The 24708-nt window shown below is 62.1% G+C and carries 28 protein-coding genes and 2 pseudogenes; 16 read left to right on the top strand and 14 right to left on the bottom strand.

What is annotated here, in order from left to right; all coding sequences use genetic code 11:
* Nucleotides 1–8: 8 nt before the first annotated feature.
* On the bottom strand, nucleotides 9–890 hold the full coding sequence (locus NKI52_RS07975) for an AraC family transcriptional regulator (protein WP_023678428.1): 882 nt from the start codon (nucleotides 888–890) through the stop codon (nucleotides 9–11).
* A 128-nt stretch (nucleotides 891–1018) separates the two neighbouring features.
* On the opposite strand from NKI52_RS07975, the gene NKI52_RS07970 reads away from it, so the two are divergent.
* Nucleotides 1019–2263 carry an MFS transporter gene (locus NKI52_RS07970; protein WP_352680840.1) on the top strand — a complete coding sequence of 415 codons (1245 nt, stop codon included), beginning with the start codon at nucleotides 1019–1021 and terminating at the stop codon, nucleotides 2261–2263.
* A gap of 205 nt (nucleotides 2264–2468) precedes the next feature.
* Nucleotides 2469–3218, top strand: a complete 750-nt coding sequence (locus NKI52_RS07965) for an SDR family oxidoreductase (protein WP_352456918.1) — start codon at nucleotides 2469–2471, stop codon at nucleotides 3216–3218.
* Between the two features lie 65 nt (nucleotides 3219–3283).
* Here NKI52_RS07965 and NKI52_RS07960 read toward each other — a convergent pair.
* A pseudogene (locus NKI52_RS07960) lies at nucleotides 3284–3379 on the bottom strand (alpha/beta fold hydrolase); the annotation flags it as partial.
* A gap of 221 nt (nucleotides 3380–3600) precedes the next feature.
* Between NKI52_RS07960 and NKI52_RS07955 the strand changes: the two are divergent.
* The 7 genes from NKI52_RS07955 (at nucleotide 3601) to NKI52_RS07925 (ending at nucleotide 8997) form a co-directional block, all read left to right on the top strand.
* A complete protein-coding gene (locus tag NKI52_RS07955) occupies nucleotides 3601–4245 on the top strand; it encodes a 50S ribosomal protein L25/general stress protein Ctc (RefSeq protein ID WP_023678438.1) in 645 nt (214 codons plus the stop codon).
* A gap of 23 nt (nucleotides 4246–4268) precedes the next feature.
* The gene (gene pth / locus NKI52_RS07950) at nucleotides 4269–4994 is read left to right on the top strand and encodes an aminoacyl-tRNA hydrolase (RefSeq protein WP_352680842.1); all 726 of its coding nucleotides are present in this window, start codon (nucleotides 4269–4271) and stop codon (nucleotides 4992–4994) included.
* Between the two features lie 3 nt (nucleotides 4995–4997).
* Nucleotides 4998–5561 (top strand): hypothetical protein, encoded by a 564-nt coding sequence (locus tag NKI52_RS07945; RefSeq protein ID WP_352697536.1) that lies wholly within the window; start codon nucleotides 4998–5000, stop codon nucleotides 5559–5561.
* A 77-nt stretch (nucleotides 5562–5638) separates the two neighbouring features.
* The gene (ychF, locus tag NKI52_RS07940) at nucleotides 5639–6742 is read left to right on the top strand and encodes a redox-regulated ATPase YchF (RefSeq protein ID WP_352568011.1); all 1104 of its coding nucleotides are present in this window, start codon (nucleotides 5639–5641) and stop codon (nucleotides 6740–6742) included.
* A 217-nt stretch (nucleotides 6743–6959) separates the two neighbouring features.
* Complete coding sequence (gene corA, locus NKI52_RS07935; protein WP_352637247.1) at nucleotides 6960–7934, top strand: magnesium/cobalt transporter CorA; 975 nt, start codon at nucleotides 6960–6962, stop codon at nucleotides 7932–7934.
* Nucleotides 7935–8068: 134 nt separating this feature from the next.
* Entirely contained in the window at nucleotides 8069–8530 is a 462-nt protein-coding gene (locus NKI52_RS07930; protein WP_023678443.1) for a MaoC family dehydratase, read from the top strand.
* Nucleotides 8527–8997, top strand: coding sequence for a MaoC family dehydratase (locus NKI52_RS07925; protein WP_352697534.1), 471 nt, complete (start codon nucleotides 8527–8529; stop codon nucleotides 8995–8997). Before NKI52_RS07930 ends, NKI52_RS07925 begins: the two co-directional genes overlap by 4 nt.
* Before the next feature lie 44 nt (nucleotides 8998–9041).
* Here the strand turns inward: NKI52_RS07925 and NKI52_RS07920 are convergent, their stop codons facing one another.
* The 4 genes from NKI52_RS07920 to petA all read right to left on the bottom strand — a co-directional run bounded on the left by NKI52_RS07920 (nucleotide 9042) and on the right by petA (nucleotide 12640).
* Nucleotides 9042–9587, bottom strand: coding sequence for an adenine phosphoribosyltransferase (locus NKI52_RS07920; protein WP_023679476.1), 546 nt, complete (start codon nucleotides 9585–9587; stop codon nucleotides 9042–9044).
* A 213-nt stretch (nucleotides 9588–9800) separates the two neighbouring features.
* Nucleotides 9801–10673 (bottom strand): cytochrome c1, encoded by an 873-nt coding sequence (locus NKI52_RS07915; RefSeq protein WP_352586770.1) that lies wholly within the window; start codon nucleotides 10671–10673, stop codon nucleotides 9801–9803.
* 88 nt (nucleotides 10674–10761) lie between these two features.
* Nucleotides 10762–12063: a cytochrome b gene (locus NKI52_RS07910; protein ID WP_352568013.1), complete on the bottom strand. Its 1302-nt coding sequence runs from the start codon at nucleotides 12061–12063 to the stop codon at nucleotides 10762–10764.
* Nucleotides 12064–12079: 16 nt separating this feature from the next.
* Nucleotides 12080–12640 (bottom strand): ubiquinol-cytochrome c reductase iron-sulfur subunit, encoded by a 561-nt coding sequence (gene petA / locus NKI52_RS07905; protein WP_023679478.1) that lies wholly within the window; start codon nucleotides 12638–12640, stop codon nucleotides 12080–12082.
* A 280-nt stretch (nucleotides 12641–12920) separates the two neighbouring features.
* On the opposite strand from petA, the pseudogene NKI52_RS07900 reads away from it, so the two are divergent.
* Nucleotides 12921–13278 (top strand): annotated as a pseudogene (locus NKI52_RS07900) (cupin domain-containing protein).
* Between the two features lie 27 nt (nucleotides 13279–13305).
* On the opposite strand, the gene NKI52_RS07895 reads toward NKI52_RS07900, so the two are convergent.
* Genes NKI52_RS07895 through NKI52_RS07880 form a run of 4 tightly spaced genes read right to left on the bottom strand, consistent with a single transcriptional unit; the run spans nucleotide 13306 to nucleotide 17980 of the window.
* Nucleotides 13306–13620 (bottom strand): DUF6665 family protein, encoded by a 315-nt coding sequence (locus NKI52_RS07895; protein WP_352568014.1) that lies wholly within the window; start codon nucleotides 13618–13620, stop codon nucleotides 13306–13308.
* Between the two features lie 24 nt (nucleotides 13621–13644).
* On the bottom strand, nucleotides 13645–15525 hold the full coding sequence (locus NKI52_RS07890; protein ID WP_023679481.1) for an ABC transporter ATP-binding protein: 1881 nt from the start codon (nucleotides 15523–15525) through the stop codon (nucleotides 13645–13647).
* The gene (locus NKI52_RS07885) at nucleotides 15522–17411 is read right to left on the bottom strand and encodes an ABC transporter ATP-binding protein (protein WP_023679482.1); all 1890 of its coding nucleotides are present in this window, start codon (nucleotides 17409–17411) and stop codon (nucleotides 15522–15524) included. Before NKI52_RS07885 ends, NKI52_RS07890 begins: the two co-directional genes overlap by 4 nt.
* Before the next feature lie 26 nt (nucleotides 17412–17437).
* Nucleotides 17438–17980, bottom strand: coding sequence for a hypothetical protein (locus NKI52_RS07880; protein WP_031212588.1), 543 nt, complete (start codon nucleotides 17978–17980; stop codon nucleotides 17438–17440).
* Between the two features lie 283 nt (nucleotides 17981–18263).
* On the opposite strand from NKI52_RS07880, the gene NKI52_RS07875 reads away from it, so the two are divergent.
* The 3 genes from NKI52_RS07875 to NKI52_RS07865 all read left to right on the top strand — a co-directional run bounded on the left by NKI52_RS07875 (nucleotide 18264) and on the right by NKI52_RS07865 (nucleotide 19806).
* Nucleotides 18264–18722, top strand: a complete 459-nt coding sequence (locus tag NKI52_RS07875) for a tRNA (cytidine(34)-2'-O)-methyltransferase (protein ID WP_023679484.1) — start codon at nucleotides 18264–18266, stop codon at nucleotides 18720–18722.
* 170 nt (nucleotides 18723–18892) lie between these two features.
* On the top strand, nucleotides 18893–19336 hold the full coding sequence (soxR, locus tag NKI52_RS07870; RefSeq protein ID WP_023679485.1) for a redox-sensitive transcriptional activator SoxR: 444 nt from the start codon (nucleotides 18893–18895) through the stop codon (nucleotides 19334–19336).
* A gap of 119 nt (nucleotides 19337–19455) precedes the next feature.
* The gene (locus NKI52_RS07865; protein WP_156937440.1) at nucleotides 19456–19806 is read left to right on the top strand and encodes a hypothetical protein; all 351 of its coding nucleotides are present in this window, start codon (nucleotides 19456–19458) and stop codon (nucleotides 19804–19806) included.
* Between the two features lie 36 nt (nucleotides 19807–19842).
* Here the strand turns inward: NKI52_RS07865 and NKI52_RS07860 are convergent, their stop codons facing one another.
* Nucleotides 19843–20100: a hypothetical protein gene (locus NKI52_RS07860; protein WP_023679487.1), complete on the bottom strand. Its 258-nt coding sequence runs from the start codon at nucleotides 20098–20100 to the stop codon at nucleotides 19843–19845.
* A gap of 103 nt (nucleotides 20101–20203) precedes the next feature.
* On the opposite strand from NKI52_RS07860, the gene hemF reads away from it, so the two are divergent.
* From hemF to NKI52_RS07845, 3 genes are all read left to right on the top strand, one after another.
* Nucleotides 20204–21118, top strand: coding sequence for an oxygen-dependent coproporphyrinogen oxidase (hemF, locus tag NKI52_RS07855; protein ID WP_352456466.1), 915 nt, complete (start codon nucleotides 20204–20206; stop codon nucleotides 21116–21118).
* A gap of 257 nt (nucleotides 21119–21375) precedes the next feature.
* A complete protein-coding gene (locus NKI52_RS07850) occupies nucleotides 21376–21636 on the top strand; it encodes a DUF1344 domain-containing protein (protein ID WP_023679489.1) in 261 nt (86 codons plus the stop codon).
* A 280-nt stretch (nucleotides 21637–21916) separates the two neighbouring features.
* Entirely contained in the window at nucleotides 21917–22102 is a 186-nt protein-coding gene (locus NKI52_RS07845; RefSeq protein WP_023679490.1) for a DUF1059 domain-containing protein, read from the top strand.
* Nucleotides 22103–22105: 3 nt separating this feature from the next.
* Here NKI52_RS07845 and NKI52_RS07840 read toward each other — a convergent pair whose 3' ends face one another.
* From NKI52_RS07840 to NKI52_RS07830, 3 genes are read right to left on the bottom strand one after another with little or no spacing between them, the layout of a single operon-like run.
* Nucleotides 22106–23374: a CCA tRNA nucleotidyltransferase gene (locus NKI52_RS07840; RefSeq protein WP_352568017.1), complete on the bottom strand. Its 1269-nt coding sequence runs from the start codon at nucleotides 23372–23374 to the stop codon at nucleotides 22106–22108.
* Complete coding sequence (locus NKI52_RS07835) at nucleotides 23371–24003, bottom strand: CoA pyrophosphatase (RefSeq protein WP_023679492.1); 633 nt, start codon at nucleotides 24001–24003, stop codon at nucleotides 23371–23373. The genes NKI52_RS07840 and NKI52_RS07835 overlap by 4 nt, the downstream gene beginning before the upstream one ends.
* A 13-nt stretch (nucleotides 24004–24016) precedes the next feature.
* Nucleotides 24017–24646 carry a DUF1285 domain-containing protein gene (locus NKI52_RS07830; protein ID WP_023679493.1) on the bottom strand — a complete coding sequence of 210 codons (630 nt, stop codon included), beginning with the start codon at nucleotides 24644–24646 and terminating at the stop codon, nucleotides 24017–24019.
* Nucleotides 24647–24708: the final 62 nt, after the last annotated feature.

Genomic DNA, 24708 nt, shown 5'->3' with positions numbered 1-24708 from the left:
GACGCCCTTCAGGGCTGCGACTCAGGCCGAGCCGGACCGCTTATTCGCCGCACACCTTCGCCAGCATCACGGGCGCCCCGCATGTAACCGCGTGGCGAGGCTCCCAGCATGCGCTTGAACATGGTGATGAACGCCGGCACGCTGTCATAGCCGAGATCGAGCGCCACCCTCGTGATCGGCTCGCCGTCGGCCAGCCGTGGCAGCGCCGCGAACAGACAGGCCTGCTGACGCCAGGTCGACAGCGACAATCCGGTCTGGCGGTGGAACGCGCGGGTGAAAGAGCGGCGGCTCATGCCAACGATAGCGGCCCACTCGTCGATCGTCGCATGCGGTGACGGTGCCGAGACGAAGCGCCGGCATAGCGTCGCCAGCCTTGCATCGGACGGGAACGGAAGGCCGAGCGGCCGTTCCGGCAGGTTCGGGATTTCGTGCAGCAGGAGCTTCATGATCAGTCCGCCCCGCCCCTCCAGCTCGGCGCCTTGCGGCAGCTTTTCCGATTCCACGATCAGGCTGTGCATCAGGTCGGTGATGCCGACGACACGCAACCCGTCCGGCAGGCCGGGAATGGCCTCCGGCATCACATAGACGGACCGCATGCTGACGTCGCCCAGCATCTCGACGGAATGTTCGGTGCCGGCGGGGATCCACATCGCGTGGTCCGGAGGCACCATCCAGCGCCCATGCCGCGTCGTCACCAGCACGACACCGACCAGCGCGTGCAGCAACTGGCTGCGGCTATGATGGTGCCGTGGCACATGGTAGCCGTCCGGATATTCGGTCGGCAGCGCCACTGCCGGCCCTACGGCCTGCTCCAGCCATTGCCAGCGACGCTCATGCAACAGCCCGAGATCGGTGTCGCCCGCTCTGAACATTTCCCTGCCATGCGGCATCAGCTATGGCCCACTTGCGAAACTATTGGACCAAACCACGAAAGAAGTCGCGTGACAAGCAACGTATAAGGCTGCGGCCTATAAGACCGCCTGCGGGAGCGCCCGCCAAAAAGACCACGGAGCCTGCCTTGACCGATACCACAGCAACCGCCGACGCCAAGCCGGCAGCGGCCAGCCACATTTCAGCTCAGGCGACGGCCTTCACCGTCATCCTGGCGGTGAGCTTCTGCCATTGCATCAACGACATCATGCAGTCGCTGCTGTCGGCGATCTATCCGCTGCTGAAGGACAATTACGGTCTCGATTTCTGGCAGATCGGCCTTTTGACTTTCACCTTCCAGGTGACGGCATCCTTGCTGCAGCCGGTGATCGGCATGATTACCGACAAGCGGCCGATGCCTTATTCGCTGCCCTACGGCATGGCTTCTTCGCTGATCGGGCTGGTCGTGCTGGCCTATGCCGGACATTACTCGCTGCTCCTCATCGGCGCCTCGCTGATCGGCATCGGCTCGGCGATCTTCCACCCGGAATCCTCGCGCATCGCCCGCTTCGCCTCCGGTGGCCGGTTCGGTCTTGCGCAGTCGCTGTTCCAAGTCGGCGGCAATTTCGGCCAGGCGATGGGGCCGCTGCTGGCAGCCTTCATCGTCGTGCCCTTCGGCCAGACTAGCATTGCCTGGTTCGCCGGGGGCTCGCTGATCGGCATCATCGTGCTTTGGCAGGTCGGCGGCTGGTACAGCCGCCTGCATGCCGCACAGGGCACCCGCAAGGCGGCAGGTTTCGTCTCGCCCTTCCCGCGCCGCAAGGTCCTGGGCGCGCTGGCGGTGCTGACCTTGCTGGTATTGACCAAGAACGCCTACATCGCCAGCCTGTCCAGCTACTACACCTTCTATGCGATCCATAAATTCGGCGTTTCGGTGCAGATGTCGCAGGTCATGCTGTTCCTGTTCCTCGGCGCCTCGGCCCTGGGCATCCTGCTCGGCGGCCCGTTCGGCGACCGCTACGGACAGAAGGCGATGATCTGGTTCTCGATCGTCGGCGTGCTGCCCTTCACGCTGGCCCTGCCCTATGCCAATTTCGAGTGGACGATGGTTCTCACCGTGCTGATCGGCCTGATCCTGTCCTCGGCCTTCTCGAACATCGTCGTCTTCGCCCAGGAACTGGTGCCCGGCCGCGTCGGCATGATCGCCGGCATCTTCTTCGGCTTCGCCTTCGGCATGGGCGGCATCGCCGCCGCCGTGCTTGGCGTCGTCGCCGACATGAAAGGCATCGATTTCGTCTTCCAGGTCTGCTCGTATTTGCCGCTGCTCGGGCTACTGACGGTCCTCCTGCCTAACATGAAGGAAGCGAGGAAGATGGAGGCGGCGGCCAGCTAAAAATCAGTTCATCTTTCGGAATTGATACGAGTGCGCGACAGTTGCCGCGCCCTCGATGATTCTTTCATCATACGCCGGGTGAAAAGCCTGTTAGAGAGGGTCACCCCTGAAGGCAAAATTTTGGTCAGCAACGCCTTCAAGTTGAACATACCGGGCTCAACCCTGATGCTGCGCAGCGCTCCGCGCCAGGAAAGGCAATTCGCTTATGTCCAGACTAAAAGGCAAGGCCGCATTGATTACCGGCGGCACCAGCGGCATCGGCCTGGTGACGGCGCGACGTTTCATCGAGGAAGGTGCGCGCGTCGCTATCACCGGAACAAATGCGAGCCGTCTCGAGGAGGCGCGCACCATCCTCGGCAGTGATGTGCTTGTCATTGCCGCCGACGCCGGAGATGCTGCTGCCCAGAACGACATAGCGCGGCGGATCGAGGAAACCTTCGGCAAGCTCGACGCTCTCTTCCTCAATGCCGGTATCGCCGACCTGCGCCCGCTTGGCGACTGGACCGAGGCCGCGTTTGACAGGAGCATCGACGTCGACCTCAAGGGGCCGTACTTCCTGGTCAAGGCGCTCGTTCCGCTGTTTTCGAACCCGTCGTCGATCATCCTCAGCGGCTCGGTCAACGCGCATATGGGAATGGCTGGAACGCACGTCTATGCGCTGGCCAAGGCCGGCATGATTTCGCTCGCCCGGACGCTCTCGGGCGAACTGATAGAACGCGGTATTCGCGCCAATGTGATCAGCCCGGGTCCGATCGACACTCCGCTCAACGACAAACTTGGGCTGGACCCCGAAGCGGCGAAGGCGCGTGCGAAAGCTGTGGTCGGCCTGGTGCCTGCCCGTCGTTTCGGAACCGCCGAGGAAATTGCCAACGCGGTGGTTTTTCTTGCTTCGGACGAATGCCCGTTCATGGTCGGTGCGGAAATGCTGATCGATGGCGGCTTGAGCATCGCCTGACATCGGCACGACCTGACACGAGATCACCCGCAGATGGCGGGTTTTTTGTTACGTTCTGAAAGGCCTTACGCCCTGAAGAAGGCCAGCATGTCGGTGTTTATAACATCGGCATGGGTGGTCGCCATGCTATGGGGGAAACCCTTGTAGACCTGTCGCCTGCCATGACTTGCACCCTTTCCCGCCTTCGGCTATAGAGCCGCCACCCGCGTAGACACCCTTGGAGGCAACGCGGCGGAAGGCTGCCTTCCCTTGTGATCCCGAACAAAGGTCCGCTTGCTTATGCGGCTGCCGGCTTTCGGATATGCAGGCCCGGCGGCTTTCGACGTTTACGGCCCAGCCACGCTGACCGTGAGCGCTCCAGAACAACGCGAAAGGAAATGCCATGAGCCACGATACTTACGAGCTCAAGGCCGAAGCGCGCGAACAGGTCGGTAAGGGGTCCGCCCGTGCAGTTCGCCGCAACGGTAAAGTGCCTGCAGTGATTTACGGCGACAAGCAGCCTCCCCTGGCGATTGCGCTGACCTATAAGGACATCTACTACAAGATCCATGGCGGCGGGTTTCTGACCACGGTCGCCACGATCGATGTCGACGGCAACAAGATCCAGGTTCTGCCCAAGGATTTCCAGCTCGACCCGGTCAAGGATTTCCCTGTCCATGTCGATTTCCTGCGCATCGGCAAGGATACCGAAGTCAATGTCGACGTGCCCGTGCACTTCATCAATGAAGACAAGTCGCCCGGTATCAAGCGCGGCGGCGTGCTCAACATCGTGCGCCACGAGGTCGAGTTCCACTGCCCGGCCAATGCGATCCCGGATTTCATCACCATCGATCTCACCGGTACCGATATCGGCGATTCGATCCACATTTCGGCCATCACCTTGCCGGCCGGCGTCAAGCCGGTGATCTCCGACCGCGACTTCACCATCGCGACCATTGCCGGCTCCTCGGCGATGAAGCCGGAGGCCGCGGAAGAGACGACTGAAGCGGCTGAGCCCGAAGCGGCCCCTGCCGCCGAAGAGAAGTAACCCCTTCCCGCCCGGAGGCGACGATGCTTGTCTTTGCAGGCCTCGGCAATCCGGGCGCGAAATACGCCAACAACCGGCACAATGTCGGCTTCATGGCGGCGGACGCGATCGCCCGCCGCCATTCCTTTTCGCCCTGGTCGAAGAAATTCCAGGGTCTGATCGCCGAAGGCACGCTTGCCGGCGAAAAGGTGATCCTGATCAAGCCGCAGACCTTCATGAACCTGTCCGGCCAGTCGGTCGGCGAAGCCTTGCGCTTCTACAAGCTCGGCCCTTCGGCGCTGACTGCCTTTTATGACGAGATCGACCTTGCCGCCGGCAAGGTGCGGGTCAAGGTCGGTGGCGGTTCCGGCGGCCACAACGGCATCCGCTCGCTCGACCAGCACGTCGGCAAGGATTTTCGCCGTGTGCGCATCGGCGTCGGCCATCCCGGCGTCAAGGAAATGGTGCACGGCCATGTGCTTGGCGATTTCGCCAAGGGCGACCGCGAATGGCTGGACGTGCTGCTCGACGCAATCGCCGATGGTGCCGGATTGCTTGCCAAGGGCGACGACAATTCGTTCATGAACCGCGTGACGCTGGCGCTGCGCGACAAGCTCACGCCGACGGACGACGACGATCGCCCGCCGCCCAAGGCGCCAAAGGCGCAAAGCCACGTCCGCCAGGCGCGGCCGCAGCAGCCGGCGGCCAAGCTGCCCGAAACCGGCCCGATGGCGGCCATGCTGAAGAAGCTTTTTGGCGGCAAGGACTGAGCCATGGATCTGGATGACATTCAGGAATTGGTCCGTCTCATCAGACAGAAGTATGTTGATTATTTCGTCGCCGCTGCCGGCGAACTTGCTCGCAACAGCCAAGGATCGCATGCGACCGAAATCAAGTTTTCGAACGTCGATTCCTTCTATCGAAATTTCATTGCGGTTGATTTCGTCAGTAATGACGGACAGCCAAATCCGCAATTCATCAACAGCGATTCCTATGTGAAATTCTCTCCGGATATTCACGCCGGGATGGGTGGAATGGATGTCCTCATCTCACCTTTCAGGTGGGATGAGGTTAATTTTAAATTCCCTATAAATGAGCTCGACGGCGATCTCTTCGACGAATGGTTTCGCGGCTGGTTCGATATCGATGGCGAGCGTGAAACATCGGAGATCGTCGGAAACGTCATTCACAGTGCGCAATTGCTCGACGGGCAACTGACCATCGATTTCGGAACCGCTGAGGTCGACGCGTTCTGGCATCTTCTGCAAATACTGAGCAGGTCCGGCGTTCGTTCGTTGGCGATAGGCACCGATGACATCGCGCAGCGTCTGAATTGAATTGCGCCTTGACGATCATCGGCGCTTTCGCCCATAGCCCTGATCAAATTTCGATTTCCCGATAGGACCAGACAAAAATGGGTTTCAAATGCGGCATCGTTGGCTTGCCCAATGTCGGCAAGTCGACGCTCTTCAATGCGTTGACCAGGACGGCGGCGGCGCAGGCCGCCAATTATCCGTTCTGCACCATCGAACCGAATACCGGCGAGGTGGCGGTGCCCGACCCGCGCCTGCAGAAGATCGCCGCGATCGGCAAGTCGAAGGAGATCATCCCGACCCGCATCTCGTTCGTCGACATTGCCGGCCTGGTGCGTGGCGCCTCCAAAGGCGAAGGGCTTGGCAACCAATTCCTCGCCAACATCCGTGAGGTCGACGCCATCGTCCATGTGCTGCGCTGCTTCGAGGATGACGACGTCACGCATGTCGAGGGCCGCATCGATCCTGTCGCTGATGCCGAGACCGTCGAGACCGAATTGATGCTTGCCGACCTCGACAGCCTTGAGCGCCGCATCGTGCAGATCCGCAAGCGTGCCGCCGGCAAGGACAAGGAAGCAGCGACCGTACTTCCGATGATGGAAGCGGCGCTTGAACTGCTGCAGGCCGGCAAGCCCGCCCGCATCCTGCTCAACGGCATCTCGGCTGAGGATCTGCGCATCCTGCAGGGGCTGAATCTCTTGACCTCACACCCGGTGCTTTACGTCTGCAACGTCGCGGAAGCCGATGCCGCCACCGGCAACGCGCATACCAGGGCGGTCGAGAAGATGGCCGCCGCGCAAGGTGCCCGCACCGTTGTGATTTCCGCGGCGATCGAGGCCGAGGTCGCCCAGCTCTCGGACGAAGAGGAAATGGAATTCCTGGCAACGCTCGGTCTGGACGAACCCGGCCTGAACAAGGTCATCCGCGCCGGCTACGAGCTGCTCCAGCTCATCACCTACTTTACCGTTGGCCCCAAGGAGACACGCGCCTGGACCGTGCACAAGGGCGCCAAGGCGCCGCAGGCGGCAGGCGTCATCCACACCGATTTCGAGCGCGGCTTCATCCGCGCCCAGACCATCGCCTATGACGACTTCGTCAGGCTGGGCGGCGAAGTCGCGGCCAAGGAGGCCGGCAAGGCGCGCGACGAAGGCAAGGAGTATGTCGTCCAGGACGGCGACATCATGCTGTTCAAGTTCAACACCTGACCCGGCGAGGGAGCCCAATGGTCACCATTGCCGTCGCTCGATGACAAACTTCAAAGCAGGGTGTCGCAGTGCCTCTTGCGCTGCTTGACGCGCCATCGTGCGGGGTCTAAGGGGCCTCTGCACCGGCCTCGCGCCTCGCCTGCCCGCGTCCGTGCGATGTGACTGACGCGCCCCCTCCAAACGAACGCTCTTTGGCAACAGCAAGGGAGACCCGGCGATGATCAAGGCCTTCGTCGTCGACAATGATCGCCTGCGCCTGGTCGACGATCTCCTGCAAAACAGCGACACTGTCGTCTGGGTCGACCTCTTCAACCCGACAAAGGAAGAAGAGACGACAATCGAGACCTGGCTCGGCATCGCCGTTCCGACCCGCGAAGAGATGGAAGAGATCGAGATCTCGAGCCGTCTCTACGTCGAGGACGGCGCCTACTTCATGACCGCCATTCTGCCTGCGCAGACCGAGGTGAACGATCCGTTGATGTCGCCGGTTACCTTCGTGCTCGCCGGCAGCAGGCTGATCACCGTGCGGTACCACGAACCGAAGGCGTTCAAGACCTTTCCGCTGCGCGCCGAAAAGGTGGCGACCGGTTGCACCAGCGGTGACACCATCCTGATCGGACTGCTGGAGGCGATCGTCGACCGCCTCGCCGACATTCTGGAGCGCGCCGGCCGCGACGTCGAGGCGATCTCGCGCGACATCTTCGAGGCACGCTCGACCAAGGTTTCCAAGCGCAACCGCGACTTCCAGGAGCTGTTGAAAGGCATTGGCCGCAAGGAGGACCTCGCCTCCTCGATCCGCGACAGCCTGATCTCGCTGCAGCGCCTTGCCGGCTTTCTCGCCCATGCCTCCACGCAAAGCAGGATGAGCAAGGACAGCCGCGCTCGCATCAAGACCTTGTCACGCGACGTCCTGTCGCTCGCCGACCACGCCACCTTCCTGTCGCAGAAGATCAGCTTCCTGCTCGACGCGACGCTCGGCATGATCTCGATCGAGCAGAACGCCATCATCAAGATCTTCTCCGTCGCCGCTGTCATCTTCCTGCCGCCGACGCTTGTCGCTTCGATCTACGGCATGAATTTCGACATCATCCCTGAGCTCAAATGGCACTTTGGCTATCCCTTCGCCATCGGCATGATGGTGCTTTCGGCAATCCTGCCCTTCTGGTATTTCCGCCGCCGCGGCTGGCTATAGGGTCGTCAATACCGCGCTGCGGCTTGGGCGCAGCGGGCTGGCGCAATAGAAATTGCTTGACCAAATGCCACGCTGCTTGCATCCGGGACCCGGACCCGTAGCGATCGTACAATCCTGAACAGGATTTCCAGACCATGACCGCAAAGACCTGGGCTTATGAGGATTTTGTCGAGGGCGCTTCGCTCGACCTCGGCACCAAGCTGGTAAGTGCCGCCGAAATCATAGAATTCGCCGGTGAATTCGATGCCCAGCCGATGCATCTCGACGAGGCCGCGGGCCAGGCCAGCATTCTCGGCGGGCTGGCGGCTTCGGGCTGGCACACCTGCGCCATGTTCATGCGCATGCTGTGCGATGCCTTCCTGCTCGACTCGACCTCCCAGGGCGCGCCGGGCGTCGACCAGGTCAAATGGAAACGGCCAGTCCTGGCCGGCGACCTGTTGACCGGCAGCACCACCGTCCTTGCCAAGCGACTGTCCAGATCGAAGCCCCGGCTTGGCCTGGTGACCATGCGCAGCGAGTTGTTCAACCAGCGCGGCGAAGGTGTTTTCGAGCTCGAAAACACCGTCATGTTCCTCACCCGCGAGGGCCGTGCGTGAGCCTCGACGAATTCTTCTGCATCGGTATCACCGTCACGCTCGGTTCACATCGATTCGAACCGGAGGCGATCAAGGCGTTCGCCCGCAAATACGACCCGCAGATATTCCATATCGACGAAGAGGCGGCGAGGAACAGCATATTCGGCGGGCTCTGCGCCTCGGGCTGGCACACCGCCGCCACCTGGATGAAATTGAACCTCGAGGCTGGCATAGAGGCAGAGGTCGCCCGCTGGCCCGGTCCTGGGCCGGTGCCGGAATTCGGCCCCTCGCCCGGCTTCAAGAATCTCAAATGGCCCAAACCTGTCTATGCCGGGGAAACCGTGACTTTCACCCGCACCGCGCTGGCCCATCGCCCCATTGCCTCGCGACCGGGCTGGCGGCTGCTGACGCTCCGCTCAGAGGCCTTCGATTCGACCGGCGACAAGGTCATCGAATTCGAAAGTGCCGTGCTGGTGAAGGTTGGGTGAGCGGAATTCTTCCCTTCTCTCCCTGTGGGAGAAGGAAAGCGCACTCAATGCCCCTCAAACCCGATCAGCGTCCTCACCGGTACGCCGAGCGCCTCTAACCTCTCGCGGCCGCCAAGGTCCGGCAGGTCGATGACGAAGCAGGCGGCGAGGATGTCGGCGCCGATCTGCCGCAATAGCTTGACGGCCGCCTCGGCCGTGCCGCCGGTGGCGATCAAATCGTCGACGAGGATTACCTTCTCGCCTGGAGAAACACCGTCTTTGTGCATCTCCATCTCGTCCAGCCCGTATTCCAGGCTGTAGGCGACGCGCACCGTCTCGTAAGGCAACTTGCCCTTCTTGCGGATCGGCACGAAGCCGGCCGAGAGCTGGTGGGCGATGGCGCCGCCGAGGATGAAGCCGCGCGCCTCGATGCCGGCGATCTTGTCGATCTTGAGGCCGGCATAGGGATGCACCAGCTCGTCGATGGCGCGGCGGAAGGCCCGCGCATTGCCGAGCAGCGTGGTGATGTCGCGAAACAGGACCCCCGGCTTGGGATAATCCGGAATGGTGCGGATCGCGGCAAGCAGCGTCTCTTCGAGCGAGGATTTCATCAAGCGGCTCTCCGGGCCTTTCAGATTCGGCTGAAGACGTGAAGGGAATTGGCCAATCGTAACCCGGTGCAGCTAAGTCCGGCTACCGCCATGTGACGCCTGACGGAAAATTGTCCGGCAAAGGGCGTGCTCAGCGACGGCTGCAATGAATCGAAATGCCTGCAATGAAAAGGGCGCCTTTCGACGCCCTCCCGGTCTCGTGTGTTGCAGGGCTCAGTGCGCTACGCCGGCCCACACCTTGCGCTTGGTCAGGTAGACCAGCGCACCGAACAGCAGCAGGAAGGCCAGCACGCGAAAGCCGGTCTTCTTGCGATCCTCGAGGTGTGGCTCGGCCGCCCACATCAGGAAGGCCGACACGTCGCGCGAATACTGGTCGACCGTCTGCGGCGCGCCGTCATCATAGGTTACCTGGCCGTCAGAGAGCGGCTTCGGCATCTTCAGCGACACGCCGGACAGGAAGTACGGATTGTAATGCGTGCCTTCCGGTATGACCATGCCCGCCGGCGGCTGCTGGTCGTAGCCGGTCAGCAGCGAGTGGATGTAGTCGGGACCGCCCTGGGCATATTGCGTGAAGATGTCGAAGACGAAGCGCGGGAAGCCGCGTTCGACGCCGCGCGCCTTGGCCAGCAGCGACATGTCGGGCGGTGCTGCGCCGCCATTGGCCGCCGCCGCCGCTTCCGCATTGGGGAACGGCGCCGGGAAATGGTCGGACGGCTTGCCGGGGCGATCGAACATGTCGCCGGCATCGTTCGGGCCGTCGTGGATCGTGTATTCGGCCGCCAGCGTCTTGATCTGCGCATCCGAATAGCCAAGGCCTTCCAGCGTGCGGAACGCCACCAAATTCATCGAATGACAGGCTGAGCAGACTTCCTTGTAGACCTTCAGCCCGCGCTGCAGCTGGGCCTTGTCGTAGGTGCCGAACGGCCCGGCGAAGCTCCAGTCCATTTCCTTTGGTTCGTGTATCGGGAAATGCGTCGGCGCCGCCTCGTTGTGCGCCTCTTCCTGGGCGCGCGCTCCAGTGCCTGTGGCCCCAATGCCAGCGGCCACAAGGCCAAGCAGCGCCAGCGAGGTGAGAATCTTCTTCATGCAAATCCCCTTGAGATTCTCTGACGCGCTGTCATCGTCTCGAGCATGATCTTGTCCGAAAACCGGTTTCCACTTTTCGGGATCATGCTCAGCCTTTGGTTTCCGGCGCGGCCGTGGCGCCGGCAGGATGTCCACCGCTACCCTTGTTCTTCCCGAGCACCGCCTCGGTGATCGAATTCGGCAGCCGCCGCGGCGTCTCGATCAGCCCAAGTACCGGCAGCGCTACCAGGAAGAAGGCGAAGTAGAACAGCGTCGCCATCTGCGCCATGAACACATAGCTGCCCTCGGCCGGCTGCGAGCCCAGCCAGCCGAGCAGGATGGCGTCGGCCACGAACAGCCAGAAGAACAGCTTGTACCAGGGCCGGTAGACTGCCGAGCGCACCTTCGAGGTGTCGAGCCACGGCACCAGGAACAGCATGACAATCGCGCCGAACATGCAGAGCACGCCGCCGAGCTTGGAGTTGATGGGCCCGATATTGAAGGTGATAGCGCGCAGGATCGCGTAGAACGGCAGGAAGTACCATTCCGGCACAATGTGGGCCGGCGTCTTCAGGGGGTTGGCAACGGTGTAATTGTCCGGATGGCCGAGATAGTTCGGCAGATAAAAGACGAAATAGGCGAAGACGAACAGGAACACGATCATGCCGAACCCATCCTTGATGGTCGCGTAAGGCGTGAAGGCGAGCGTGTCGGTCTTCGATTTGACCTCGATGCCGGTCGGATTGTTCTGGCCGACGACGTGAAGCGCCCAGATGTGCAGCACGACGACGCCGGCGATCATGAACGGCAATAGGTAATGCAGCGCAAAGAAACGGTTCAGCGTCGGATTGTCGACCGCGAAGCCGCCGAGCAAAAGCTGCTGGATCCAGTCGCCGACCAGCGGGATGGCGGTGAAGAAGCCGGTGATGACGGTGGCGCCCCAGAAGCTCATCTGGCCCCAGGGCAGCACATAGCCCATGAACCCGGTCGCCATCATCAAGAGGTAGATGATGCAGCCGAGGATCCACAGCAACTCGCGCGGCGCCTTGTAGGAGCCGTAGTAGAGGCCACGGAAAATATGGATGTAGACGGCGACGAAGAAGAACGACGCGCCGTTCGAATGCAGATAGCGCAGCAGCCAGCCCGAATTGACGTCGCGCATGATCTTCTCGACCGAATCGAAGGCGAGAGTGCTGTCGGCCGCGTAGTGCATGGCCAGCACGATACCGGTCAGGATCTGCGCCGCCAGCATGAGCGCGAGAATGCCGCCGAAGGTCCAGGCGTAATTCAAATTGCGCGGCACCGGATAGGCGATGAAGCTGTCATAGACCAGCCGCGGCAGCGGCATGCGCGAATCGAACCAGCGTCCGATGCCGGTCTTGGGCGTATAGGTCGAGTGTCCCTCGCTCATGGAAATATCCCTTGCCTCAGCCGATACGGATCTTGGTGTCGGAAATGAACTGGAACACCGGCACCGCCATGTTCTCGGGCGCCGGCCCCTTCCGGATGCGGCCGGCGGTATCGTATACTGAACCGTGGCACGGGCAGAACCAGCCGCCGAAATCGCCTTCCTGGCCGAGCGGGATGCAGCCGAGATGGGTGCAGACCTGGATCATCACCATCCAGGCTTCCTTGCCCGGCGTGGTGCGGTTGGCGTCGGTTGCCGGGGCGTCGGCCGGCAAATTGGCGTTGCGGGCGATTGGATCCTTGAGCTCGGCGAGATTGACCGCCTCGCCGTCCTTCATCTCTTGCTCGGTGCGGTTGCGCACGACCACCGGCTTGCCCCGCCACTTCACAACGAGCGACATTCCTGGCGTCAGCGAAGAGACGTCGACCTCCACCGAGGCAAGGGCCAGCGTCGAGGCATCCGGACGCATCTGATCGATGAACGGCCAAGCGACAGCGCCCGCGCCGACCACCGCCGCCATGCCGGTGGCGACGTAGAGAAAATCACGACGGTTGGGATCCTGGGTGTCGGTTGCGCTCACGGGTGCCTGATCCTTTCGTCTCTTCCGTGCCGGCGGCCGAGCCTGTTCCCCGCTCAATCACGCCGGCCCGACAGCGCATGGCGAACAGGCTAGCGAATTCCTCCGGCATTTGGGACTTGGGTTTATGCGTGAAGCCTGTTTTTGTCCAGACGGGTGAAGGCACAAGGGCAGATTGTCGCGGGGACGTAATTTGCCCAGCGGAACGATTGGAAAACAGCAGCAAAACCAAACGGCTGCGCTCACCTCGACAGCGGACGCTGGCCCGGTTTATCCTCGCCCTATGGCGCATGTCATAGACCGCGACAAGTGGGCCGAAGCGCCCGACCCACTGGCCCGACCACTGGCAGGGCGAGCTGCAATGCGGCGCCTACGGCTCCAACAGCTGCCTGATCTTCAACTACCTGCCCGAGATCGGCGGCGGCCCCAGGCTGCACAGCCACCCCTATTGCGAGATTTTTATCATCCGGACCGGGACCGGCCTGTTCACCGTCGGCGACCGGCAGATCGAGGCCACAGCCGGCCAGATCCTGATCGTGCCGCCGAACACGCCGCACAAATTCACCAATCTCGGGCCAGGCCCGCTGGAAACCACCGACATACACGAGAACGGCAGCTTCATCACCGAGTGGCTGGAATAACGCTTCCCAAACCAGTTCCGGTTCGGATCATGCGCTAGCGCCGAGCCTGGCCAGCACGGCCTTGGGAATGTTGTATTCCCGGATCACCGCGTCGTGCTTGCGCAGGCCGCAGAGTTCGCGCTGGATGAAATACCCGTGCACCGCTTCGGCTGCATCCCTGAGCAGCCGGGCACGGTCGACACTGTCGCAATTCTCGCGCAGCCTCGTCAATGTTTCCTCGACGCGCCGGCCGGCGCGGCCGAGCGCTGCCGCCTTTTCACCGAGGATTTCATGGCCAAACAGGTCCAACGCGCTCTCCTGCGCGCCGGACCGTCCGAAATTCGATGGCATTCTCACCGCCATGATTTCACTCCGCTCTATATAAAACTACTCCGCCGGCCGGGTCTCGGCCAACGCGCTCTCTTCGTTGAACAGGAAGCCGCCGGACTGCCGCTTCCACAGCCTGGCATAGAGCCCGTCGAGCCCGACCAGCTCGTCATGCGTGCCTTGCTCGACGATGCGGCCCTCGTCGAGCACCACCAGCCGGTCGAGTGCCGCAATGGTCGATAGCCGATGCGCGATGGCGATGACCGTCTTGCCTTCCATCAGCCTTGCCAGATTTTCCTGGATCGCCGCCTCGATGTCGGAATCGAGCGCCGAGGTCGCCTCATCGAGCACCAGGATCGGTGCATCCTTGAGGAAGACGCGGGCGATCGCCACGCGCTGGCGCTGGCCGCCGGAGAGCTTGACGCCGCGCTCGCCGACATAGGCCTCGTAGCCGATACGATCGCGATTGTCGCGCAGACCGAGGATGAACTCGTGCGCCTCGGCCTTCTTCGCTGCCGCGACCACCTCGGCGTCGGTCGCTTCCGGCATGCCGAGCTTGATGTTGTCGCGCAGCGAGCGGTGGAAAAGTGCCGTATCCTGGCTGACGACGCCGATATTGGCGCGCAGCGAATTCTGCGTGACCCTGGAGACGTCCTGCCCGTCAATGGTGATCTTGCCGCTCTCGAGGTCGTAGAGGCGCAGGATCAGATTGACCAAGGTCGTCTTGCCGGCGCCGGACGGGCCGACCAGGCCGACCTTTTCGCCCGGCCGCACGACGAGGTCGATGCCGTCGAGCACGCCGGACCCCTTGCCGTAGTGGAACTCGACATTGCTGACGTCGATGCGCCCGCCGACGACGACAATCTCTTTCGCGTCCGGCGCATCGGTCAGGCCGAGCGGCTGTGAGATCAGCGCCTTGGAGTTTTCCAGCACGCCGAGGTTCCGCAAGATGCCGTTGAGCTGCATCATCAGCCGGCCGAGCAGCATGTTCAGCCGCAGCACCAAAGACAGCGTGAAAGCCACGGCGCCGACTGTGATCGAGCCCTCGACCCAGAGATAAACGGCAAAGCAGGCGATCGCCGTGATCATAATGCCCGACAGCATCGTCAGTGCCATGCGCACGCCGGTCAGCCGGCGGGTGAACGGGCGCAGCGCGTCGAGATAGATGTCGAAGCCGTTCCTGATGTAGCGGTCGTCGCCATCGGCCGAGAACAGTTTCAGCGTCTGCACGTTCGAATAGGAATCGACAAGGCGGCCGGTGATCATCGAGCCGGCTTCGGCGGTGGCTTCGGCATGCTTGCGGATCGCCGGCAAATAGCGCCTGGCCAGCAAGCCGAAGGCGGTAATCCAGATCACCACCAGCACCGCCAGCCGGAGATCGAGCCCGGCGACCAGCGCCAGCGTCGTCACCGTATAGACGACCATGAACCAGACGACCTCGATGAAGCTTTCCATCAGATCGCCGGTCGCCTGTCCCGCCTGCCAGACCTTGGTCGCGATACGTCCGGCAAAGTCGTTCTGGAAGAAGGCGTAGGATTGGCGCGAGACATGGCGATGCGCCTGCCAGCGCACCAGATTATAGAAACCCGGCGTGATCGTCTGCTCGTCGACCAGCGCCGACAGGCCGACGACGATGGTGCGGATGACCAGCACCACCGCGATCATGAAGACAAGTTCCGGGCCGGCGGCAGTCCACAACGCGTGCCAGCTGCGTTCGCCGGGAAGCTGGTCGAGGATGTCGACCAGCCGCCCGACGAAATAGAACAGTCCGGCTTCGACTAACGGCGCGATGCCGCCGATCAGCAGCATGGCGAAGAAGGCGATCTTCGCCTGCCCGACATAATGCCAGAGGAAACCCCTGACGCCGGCAGGTGGCCGAAGGTCCGCAGGCTCCCGGAATGGATAGACCCAGTTCTCGAACCAGCGGTAGATGGCAGTCATTCGGCGGCTTCACCCTTGACGAGTGCATCGTTGGCGGCTGCATCGTTGGCAGAGGGGCCGTCGTCGAGCAGGAAGCCGCCCGACTGGCGCTGCCAGAGCTGGGCGTAGAGCCCGCCGCTGGCAATCAGTTCCTCATGCGAACCTTCCTCGATGACGCGGCCCTTGTCCATGACGACGAGCCGGTCCATGGCGGCGATCGTCGACAGCCGGTGCGCAATGGCGATGACGGTCTTGCCTTGCATCAGTCTGTAGAGGTTCTCCTGGATGGCCGCCTCGGCCTCGGAATCTAGGGCGGAGGTCGCTTCGTCGAGGATAAGGATTGGTGCGTCCTTCAGCATAACACGGGCTATGGCGATGCGTTGCCGCTGGCCGCCGGACAATTTGACGCCGCGATCACCGACATGCGCGTCGAAACCCTTTCGACCGTTAGAATCCGACAATCCGGCGATGAAATCCAGCGCCTCGGCGCGCCGCGCCGCCTCGATCAGCATCTGGTCACTGGCGTCCGGCCGGCCATAGAGGATATTCTCGCGCACCGAGCGATGCAGCAGCGAGGTGTCCTGCGTGACCATGCCGATCTGGGCGCGCAGCGAGTCCTGCGTCACCGCCGCAATGTCCTGGCCGTCGATCAGGACCTTGCCGCTTTCGAGGTCATAGAAGCGCAACAGAAGATTGACCAGCGTCGACTTGCCGGCACCCGAACGGCCGACGATGCCGACCTTCTCGCCCGGCTTCACCGTCAGCGACAGGCTTTCGATCACGCCCTTCTGCTTGCCATAATGGAAGCGGATGTCCTCAAAACGGATCTCGCCCTTGGTCACGGCAATATCCTTGGCGCCAGGCCGGTCTTCGACGAGGCGCGGCAGCGAGATCGAGGCGATGCCGTCCTGCACCGTGCCGATATTCTCGAACAGCGTGGACATCTCCCACATGATCCATTGCGACATGCCCCAGAGCCGAAGCACGAGGCCGATGACCAGGGCGACGGCGCCGATCGTCACGGCTTGGCCGAGCCACAGCCATAGCGAGATTGCGGTGACCGAAAACAACAGCAGCGAATTCAGGACGTAGAGCAGGCCGTAGAGCTGTGTCACCAGCCGCATCGACCGGTAGACTGTATCGAGAAAGCCGGCCATACCGTCCTTGGCGAAGGATGCCTCGCGCCGCGCATGCGAGAACAGCTTGACCGTCTGGATGTTGGAGTAGCTGTCGACGACACGGCCGGTCATGGTTGAGCGCGCATTGGCCTGCTCCTCGCCGACCTTGCCCAGCCGCGGGATGAAATAGCGCAACAGCAGGACATATCCGGCAAGCCAGACGGCAAGCGGCGCAGCCAGCCGCCAGTCTGCCGAGCCGACAATGAACAGCATGCCGAGAAAATAGACGACGATATAGTTGAGCACATCGATGAGCTTGATGACGCACTCGCGCACCGCGAGCGCGGTCTGCATCAGCTTGGTCGCGATGCGCCCGGCAAACTCGTCCTGATAGAAGCTCATTGACTGCTTGAGCAGATAGCGATGCACCTGCCAGCGGATACGCATCGGATAATTACCCATCAGCGTCTGCTGGTTGAGCAGCGAATGGAACCAGACCGTCGCCGGCAGCGCGAAAATCACGATGAAGGCCATGCCGACCAGCTTCAAGCCTTCGGTCTGCAGGAACGTCTCGCGATTCTGTCCGGACAGCCAGTCGACGATCCGGCCCATGAAGCCGAACATCCACACCTCGGCAAGGGCGATGGCCGTCACCAGTACCGCATCGAGAGCGATGTAGGGCCACGCGCCGCGCGTATAATGCACGCAGAAGGCGATCAGTGTCCGCGGCGGCTCGACCGGCTCCTTGGCAGGGAACGGATCGAGCCTTTTTTCAAACCAGCTAAACATAGAGATGCTCACAATACTGTTTCCGCTCACGCGGCACGCGAACGGACGAGGTGCCCAGACCGCATGGCGTCAAGGACCGGCGATACGGAATCGTCCGCCTCGCCGGTCCTGCTTCGCGCTATATAGGTTGTCGCGGGCCTTTCGCCGACAGTCTCGTTTGACGATGCTGACGACGTTTTGACGATCCGGATTTTCGCGCTGGTTTTTGCACCAGGCCGGATCAGCCTGATGATCCGGCGCACCAGCGACGGCCGGCTATAGTCCGGAACGGCGCGCGAGAAATCGACGTCCGGCAGCATGCCGCGATGCGGACGCCGGCGGGTCTCGGCGTGAACCGCCGACGAGTAGGTCTCGCCGATCAAAAGCGCCCAGGTCGCAGTCTTGCGCTCGTGCAGGCTTCTTGAGCCGGGTATTCTACATGGATCGAACATCGGTCCGTCCTCCAGTTGAAGATGCAGGTAGAAGGGTGAACCAACCCAGGCCGCGGGCACGCGCGGCGCGGCAAAGGTGGCATCGGTCGAAGCGTGTTCAGGTGGGGCGTTCAGCCCCTTCCACAGCTTGAAAAACATCGCAGGATTCCTTCAAAGGCCGAAAAAGGTTTCGGCGGGAATCGGTGCGATTGAAGTCTAGAAGGTCAGGAGAATCGTCGTACCGAAACCGCCGTCGGGCTGGTAAGCCCACGAGAGGGGTGGTGGATGTGCATGGCCATCATGAATTACCCCTCCATCGGTTCGGGTTGACAATGCTGGCCGTATAACCGACTTCGCAGAAAATGACCACCCGCCAGTCCAGGAATTTCCAAAACCGCGAGAGCTCTGTGGCTGATCTGCCACTTATTAGAAAGACGCGGAAATGAACGACCGTCTCCGCATCGCGCTCTATCAGCCTGATATCGCCGGCAACACCGGGACAATCCTGCGCTTCGCCGCTTGCCTCGGTCTCGGCGTCGACATCATCGAACCGGCGGGCTTCCCGCTCGGTGACCGGGCGCTGAAACGGGCCGGCATGGACTACCTCGAAATGGCGGCGCTGACCCGCCATGTCGACTGGCACGCCTTCGAGGACTGGCGCAAGCTTGCCATGCGGCGGCTGGTGCTGCTGTCGACCAAAGCAGCTGCCGCCTACACGGATTTCGCTTTTGCCGGCGACGACATTCTCTTGTTCGGCCGTGAATCCGCAGGCGTGCCGGACGCCGTTCACGAGGCGGCGGATGCGCGACTGATCATCCCGATGCAGCCCGGCGCGCGCAGCATCAACGTCGCGCTTTCCGTTGCAATGGTGGCGGCCGAGGCGATCCGGCAGCTCCGCTAGGATGTGTACGCGATCGCCGGCCGCAGCGACCAAGGCGTCATCCTCACGCAACACTGCGTCCTCTCCGGTCATTCTCATCCAGACGCCCATCGCCTTCTCCTGCCGTTTGCATCTTCGAGGCTTCTTCGCTACAAGCTCAACTTAACTTGAGGTCAAGCGGAAAATCGGAGATGGCTGCGGCAACGGAATTAACAGTCGGCCAGGTGGCGATGCGCAGCGGCGTGGCGGTGTCGGCGCTGCATTTCTACGAAGCACGCGGGCTGATCCGCAGCCACCGCACATCAGGCAACCAGCGGCGTTACGGCCGCGACGTGCTGCGACGGGTGGCGATCATCAAGGTAGCGCAGGAGGTCGGCATTTCGCTGGCCGAGATCGGCACAGCCCTTCGATCATTGCCTGAAGGCCGGACGCCGACGCGCGAGGATTGGAACCTGCTTTCGACGGCTTGGCGCGACGACCTCGACCAGAAAATTAGTCAGCTCAAGAAGCTGCGCGACGGGCTGAGCGACTGCATCGGCTGCGGCTGCATGTCGATCGACAAATGTCCGCTGCGGAATAAGAACGACAGGCTGGCAAGGGACGGCGCGGGCGCCCGCAGGCTGGTCGTGCGTTGAAGCCATGACGGTCTGGACGGGTTCAGCGAACTTATCCTGTCCGTTAGTCACTATACAGTCTTGTGAAGGTCATGTGCCCGTGCTTGATACGCCCCTGCAACTAACCTTGGGGGGCAGAATTGAAATTTGCATACAAGACTTACGCCGCGTTGCTTGGCGCCATTGTGTTGGCTGGATGCATGCCGAGCGAAGGTGAATGGAATACGGCAAGGACTTTGGTTCAGGGCAGTCCTGCCATGTATAAGAAAGTGCTTACGGAATGCATCAGGCATTCGGAGCAATCGCCTCTCAGTTCGAAGCAGGAAGCTGGCAAGATCATGAATGTCAGCGCAGCCGCGGCGCCACGTGTCTGGTGCGGAAGAACCGTGCGGGCCTTCGCGAATGGGCGCCTGACGTATGCCGAGATGAAACGAGCGCATCTTGGAACGGGCGACAGAAGCGTGTTTATCAAGATCGTTCAGGGCAGATGAACTAGCCCTGATACGTTCAGCCTCGAGACCGGAGCGTTAATCCGCCGCCGGCAGCCGCCTGATGGTGAATTCGATGACGTCGCCCGGCCGCTCGAACCAGCTTTCGATCTCGGTCCAATAGGCCTGCTTAGGAAAGCGCTCGAACCATTCCTTCGCCTTGAGACGAGCGTCCGAGCGCGGCAGCACGAAGGTCTCGCGCAGGAAGCCGTCGCGCGGCATGCGCGCGTTCTCGGCGCGCGAACGGTCGAGCCTCTTCTTCAGGCCATCCAGCGGCGGTCTTGCCGGGGTGCGCACGAAAGAACTCCATTCACACTTGACCCTTGCACCCAAGAGATTAGGGATCGCGGCCGGAAAAGACGAGTCATTTGTCGGGCGCGCCCGCAACCGGAGACAGGATTTGCAACGACCCGAGATACCGGCGGGGCTGCCAGCCGACATCGAACAGAAGAAGACGAAGGCACGGCTGTGGTTCGAGACGTTGCGCGAGCGCATCTGTGCCAGCTTCGAGCAGATCGAGCAGGACCTGCAGGGGCCGCAGGCCAGCTGGTCGCCCGGCCGCTTCGAAAAGACGCCGTGGCAACGCGATGCCGGCAAGGGCGGCGGCGGTATCATGTCGATGATGCACGGCCGCGTCTTCGAGAAGGTCGGCGTCCACACCTCGACCGTCCACGGCGAGTTCTCGCCCGAATTCAGGAAGCAGATGCCGGGCGCCGAAGAGGACCCCTCCTTCTGGGCAAGCGGCATTTCGCTGATCGCCCATCCGTGGAACCCCAACGTGCCGGCCGTGCATATGAACACGCGCATGGTCGTCACCTCGCGCCAGTGGTTCGGCGGCGGCGCCGACCTGACACCGGTGCTCGACCGCCGCCGCAGCCAGGACGACCCCGACACGATCGCCTTCCACAGAGCGATGCAATTTGCCTGCGAGAAGAACGCGGCGATCGCCGACTACGTGAAATTCAAAGCCTGGTGCGACGAGTACTTCTACCTGCCGCACCGCGACGAGCCACGCGGTACCGGCGGTATCTTCTTCGACTGGCTGCATTCGGATGAGGACAATGGCGGCTGGGACGCCGATTTCAACTTCGTCCAGGACGTCGGGCGATCTTTTCTCGTCGTCTACGGACATCTGGTGCGCGCCAACTTCAATGACAACTGGACCGATGGCGACCGTGACGAGCAGCTCATCCGCCGCGGCCGTTATGTCGAATTCAACTTGCTTCACGATCGCGGCACCATCTTCGGGCTGAAGACCGGCGGCAATGTCGCCTCGATCCTGTCCAGCCTGCCGCCAGAAGCGAAATGGCCGTAAAATCTCGGTGAGCACGACGTGAGCCGCAATCGGGTCCAAATCCCCAGAATTTGACGGCGAATGTGGCGCAAGGCGCGCCAGAAAATATCTTTTTCGTCTAATATACCATTGTAAAGATTGGGCTATTTGTCGCGTCGGGCCGGGAAACGCCGGCGGTTCTTTACTCCCGAGAGCCGCGACCCGACGTGACCGGACGGCCCATGATTGAATGGGGCACCTTTCCCAAGCGGTGCCCGCATTTTCCAGGAGAGCATGCCATGCGCAAGCTTATTATGACCGCAGCCGCCGCTGCCGTTCTCGCCTCTGGTACTGCCGCATTCGCTGCGGTCAAGCACACCACCGGCACGATCAAAAGCTTTGATGGAACGGCGATGAGCCTAGTTCTGGATAACGGAGCCACCTTTACGTTGCCCCAGACCTTCAAGGATCCTGGCCTGAAGGTCGGCGAAAAGGTCCGCGTCACGTGGGATATGAGCGGCAAGGATAAAATTGCCGAGGCAGTCAAGATCGTGAAGTGATGTCCTGCCCGCTGGAGCAAGACGAGGTCTTACTCCTGGGTAGCGTAAGAGGGCGGAGCAGCGATGCTCCGCCTTTTCGCAACCCGATCACTAGAGGGCCGCGTGTCGGCTTGGACGCACGGCACTCTAAGGCAACCAAAACCGTTCGATCGTGTTATGCTAAGCTGGCCAGCGTGTAGCCCGGATACCGGACGCGGTTTCCGGATCGCGCGGTCAAAGGTCTGGAGCTTCCGTGTCATTGCGCGGCGCGGCGCTCCAAGGAGGAAATGAGGAGAAGCCGATGAAGGAATTCCATTGCGGGTCGCTCGTACCCGGCTGCGAGTGGCACACACGCGCCGAGGAGGAGGCTGAGGTCATGCGCCGTGCCGTCGAGCATCTGCGCGAGACGCACGGCGAGACGGTGATCCGCGAGACGATGATCGAGGCGATCCGCTCGCGCATCGAAAAGGTCCGCGACGCAGCGTGACAGTCAGGATTCGAGTGCCTCCGCGGCGCGCTTGAGCAGCGCGCCGCGATCAAGCGCAAAACCGGACTCGACCCATTCCTTTTCGAGATTCTTCAACGTTGCACCAAGCTTCGGCCCCGGTGATGCGCCAAGCGTCGTCAGATCGGCGCCCTTGACCGGAAAAACAGGGTTTTGCCATTTTGCAGCGAAGGCAAGCAGGCGCGAGAAGCCGCCGGCTTCGAGCAGTGCGTCATTGTCCTCGATCGCGCGGGCTCGAGCGGAAGCGAGCAACAGCCGCAACCGATCGACAAAGCCTTGGCGGTCGCCAAAATAGAGCCTTTTCGCCAACTCTCCTTCGGTCGTTTTCGGATCGACGGCAGCTGTGATCGCCCAATTCCGCAGCCGGCTTGCTTCGCTCACGGAAAGCCTCAATCTCTCGGCAAGCGTTTTCATGCGCGCGGCATCCGGCGGCACGATGGCTTCCAGCCTGAGCAGCGGGTCCGGCGCCCAGGCCAGATCCTTCTCGGTCTTGGTCAGCCCGTGGATGGCATCGATGCCCCATTTCTCGCTTTCCGGCAAAACGGCGGTCAGAACGCCGGCCTGGCGCATCCACAGCAGCGCCCGCGACGGATCCGGCGCCGACAGCAATTTCTTCAATTCCCACCAGACGCGCTCGACCGAAAGCTGGTCGAGCCCCTGCTTCAGCCGGGCACAAGCCTTCAACCCTTCGGCATCCGGCCTGCCGTCGCCATACCATGCGAAGAAACGGAAGAAACGCAGGATGCGCAGATAATCCTCGCGGATACGCGCTTCCGGATCGCCGATGAATCGCAGCCTCCGCGCTTCGATATCGGCGATACCGCCGACCAGATCGACGACCGTTCCATCGGCCTCGGCATAGAGTGCATTGATAGTGAAATCACGCCGCTCAGCGTCGGCTTTCCAGTCGCGGCCGAACGACACTTTGGCGCGCCGGCCGTCGGTTTCGATATCGGCACGGAGCGTGGTGACCTCATAGGCCTTGCCGTGGCCGACCGCGGTGACTGTGCCATGCTCGATGCCGGTCGGTACCGTCTTGAAGCCTGCCGCCTCGGCGCGCCGGATGGTTTCCTCGGGCACCGTGGTGGTGGCGATGTCGATGTCGGCGACCGGCTGGCCGATGAGCGCGTTGCGCACCGCACCGCCGGCGATACGCGCCTCCTCGCCGCCATCAGTCAGAGCGGCGAGCAGGCGCTGCAGGTGGTGTTCGCCGAGCCACCCGGCCTTGCCCGCGATCGATACTGGATCGCTCACGAATAGAGCCTTTCATAAAGCGTACGGATGATGCCCGCGGTGACGCCCCAGATGCGCTGGCCGCCATAGGGCATCTCGTAATAGAACCATTCGAGGTCGTTCCACATGCGACTGTCTCTGGTGTGGTTGGCGGGGTCCATCAGAAAGCCCAGCGGCACCTCGAAGACGGCATCGACTTCGTCGGAATTCAGCGTCAGGCTGAAACCGGGCCGTACAATCCCGAGCACCGGGGCGATGCGATAGCCGCTGCCGGAAACGTAGTCCGGCAGACGGCCGATGATCTCGATGTAATCACTATCGAGACCGATCTCCTCGGATGTCTCGCGCAACGCCGCCGTTTCCGGGCTCGCATCGGTTGGATCGATGGTACCACCGGGGAAAGCCACCTGCCCCGAATGGTTGCGCAGCTTTTCCGCCCGCCTGGTCAAAAGGACCGTGGCTTCATGGCCATGATCGACCACCGGGATGAGCACGGCGGCATCGCGCAGCGCCTTGGCCAGCTTCAGCCTGGGATGGCCCGGATTGAAGCGGTGGTCGCCAAAATCGTCGCCGGCATGCGCCAGCGGCTGTGCCGCGACGCGCTGGCGAAACCCGGCAGCGGAAAACGGCAACGGCATCACCTGATCCATCATAGGCGGTCCATCATGCGCTCAGCCGTTTCAGTTTCTCAGCCGGCATGATTGGATAGACCTCGCCTTTGGAACGGACGGCAAACATCGTCTTGCCACCGATGTCGATCTCTTCGCCGTGCTCGACCAATTCGTACATCACCGGCCGTGCCACCAGCGCCTCCAGCCGCCCGCGCACCAGCACATAAGGCTTCAGGCCACCTGTCTCGTCCTCATCGACGAAGCGCAGCGGGTGTCCCGCCCCAGCCTCTACCACGTCGCCGACATTGGTGCGAAAGGTGACGATTTGTCCGTCGCCGGCGCCCGACACGTCCATCTCGACGGCAATGAAGGGCGCGTCGGCGACGCGGATGCCGACCTTTTCCACCGGCGTCACCAGGTAGGTTCTACCGTCCGCGTCCTTGCGCAGCACTGAGGAAAAAAGCTGCACCAGCGGCATCCGGCCGATCGGCGTTCCCAGATAGAACCAGGTGCCGTCCTGCTTGATTTCCATGTCGAGATCGCCGCAAAATGCCGGATTCCAGCGTTCCACCGGCGCCGGCCCCTTGCCAGCGCGCGTCGCGCGCGAGACCAGCGCCTCCAGCCCGCGCGCCTCGGTCGCGGCCGTCAGCCTCTCTTCACGATGGTCGGCGGCTTCCGTCATGGTCACGAAATAGTCACTGTTGTTCCGCTTGTCAGCCTAAGTCTGTGATTTAAGTTCATTGC

The organism is Mesorhizobium sp. M0590 (assembly GCF_040320905.1).
GTDB lineage: Bacteria > Pseudomonadota > Alphaproteobacteria > Rhizobiales > Rhizobiaceae > Mesorhizobium.
This window is presented reverse-complemented; position numbering and strand designations above follow the sequence as displayed.

Excerpts from the sequence above, each read along its gene's own strand:
- NKI52_RS07975 (WP_023678428.1), bottom strand. The coding sequence starts at position 890 with ATGCCGCATGGCAGGGAAATGTTCAGAGCGGGCGACACCGATCTCGGG.
- NKI52_RS07965 (WP_352456918.1), top strand. The coding sequence starts at position 2,469 with ATGTCCAGACTAAAAGGCAAGGCCGCATTGATTACCGGCGGCACCAGC.
- NKI52_RS07955 (WP_023678438.1), top strand. The coding sequence starts at position 3,601 with ATGAGCCACGATACTTACGAGCTCAAGGCCGAAGCGCGCGAACAGGTC.
- pth (WP_352680842.1), top strand. The coding sequence starts at position 4,269 with ATGCTTGTCTTTGCAGGCCTCGGCAATCCGGGCGCGAAATACGCCAAC.
- NKI52_RS07945 (WP_352697536.1), top strand. The coding sequence starts at position 4,998 with ATGGATCTGGATGACATTCAGGAATTGGTCCGTCTCATCAGACAGAAG.
- ychF (WP_352568011.1), top strand. The coding sequence starts at position 5,639 with ATGGGTTTCAAATGCGGCATCGTTGGCTTGCCCAATGTCGGCAAGTCG.
- corA (WP_352637247.1), top strand. The coding sequence starts at position 6,960 with ATGATCAAGGCCTTCGTCGTCGACAATGATCGCCTGCGCCTGGTCGAC.
- NKI52_RS07930 (WP_023678443.1), top strand. The coding sequence starts at position 8,069 with ATGACCGCAAAGACCTGGGCTTATGAGGATTTTGTCGAGGGCGCTTCG.
- NKI52_RS07920 (WP_023679476.1), bottom strand. The coding sequence starts at position 9,587 with ATGAAATCCTCGCTCGAAGAGACGCTGCTTGCCGCGATCCGCACCATT.
- NKI52_RS07915 (WP_352586770.1), bottom strand. The coding sequence starts at position 10,673 with ATGAAGAAGATTCTCACCTCGCTGGCGCTGCTTGGCCTTGTGGCCGCT.
- NKI52_RS07910 (WP_352568013.1), bottom strand. The coding sequence starts at position 12,063 with ATGAGCGAGGGACACTCGACCTATACGCCCAAGACCGGCATCGGACGC.
- NKI52_RS07895 (WP_352568014.1), bottom strand. The coding sequence starts at position 13,620 with ATGGCGGTGAGAATGCCATCGAATTTCGGACGGTCCGGCGCGCAGGAG.
- NKI52_RS07890 (WP_023679481.1), bottom strand. The coding sequence starts at position 15,525 with ATGACTGCCATCTACCGCTGGTTCGAGAACTGGGTCTATCCATTCCGG.
- NKI52_RS07885 (WP_023679482.1), bottom strand. The coding sequence starts at position 17,411 with ATGTTTAGCTGGTTTGAAAAAAGGCTCGATCCGTTCCCTGCCAAGGAG.
- NKI52_RS07880 (WP_031212588.1), bottom strand. The coding sequence starts at position 17,980 with ATGTTTTTCAAGCTGTGGAAGGGGCTGAACGCCCCACCTGAACACGCT.
- NKI52_RS07875 (WP_023679484.1), top strand. The coding sequence starts at position 18,264 with ATGAACGACCGTCTCCGCATCGCGCTCTATCAGCCTGATATCGCCGGC.
- soxR (WP_023679485.1), top strand. The coding sequence starts at position 18,893 with ATGGCTGCGGCAACGGAATTAACAGTCGGCCAGGTGGCGATGCGCAGC.
- NKI52_RS07850 (WP_023679489.1), top strand. The coding sequence starts at position 21,376 with ATGCGCAAGCTTATTATGACCGCAGCCGCCGCTGCCGTTCTCGCCTCT.
- NKI52_RS07845 (WP_023679490.1), top strand. The coding sequence starts at position 21,917 with ATGAAGGAATTCCATTGCGGGTCGCTCGTACCCGGCTGCGAGTGGCAC.
- NKI52_RS07835 (WP_023679492.1), bottom strand. The coding sequence starts at position 24,003 with ATGGATCAGGTGATGCCGTTGCCGTTTTCCGCTGCCGGGTTTCGCCAG.
- NKI52_RS07830 (WP_023679493.1), bottom strand. The coding sequence starts at position 24,646 with ATGACGGAAGCCGCCGACCATCGTGAAGAGAGGCTGACGGCCGCGACC.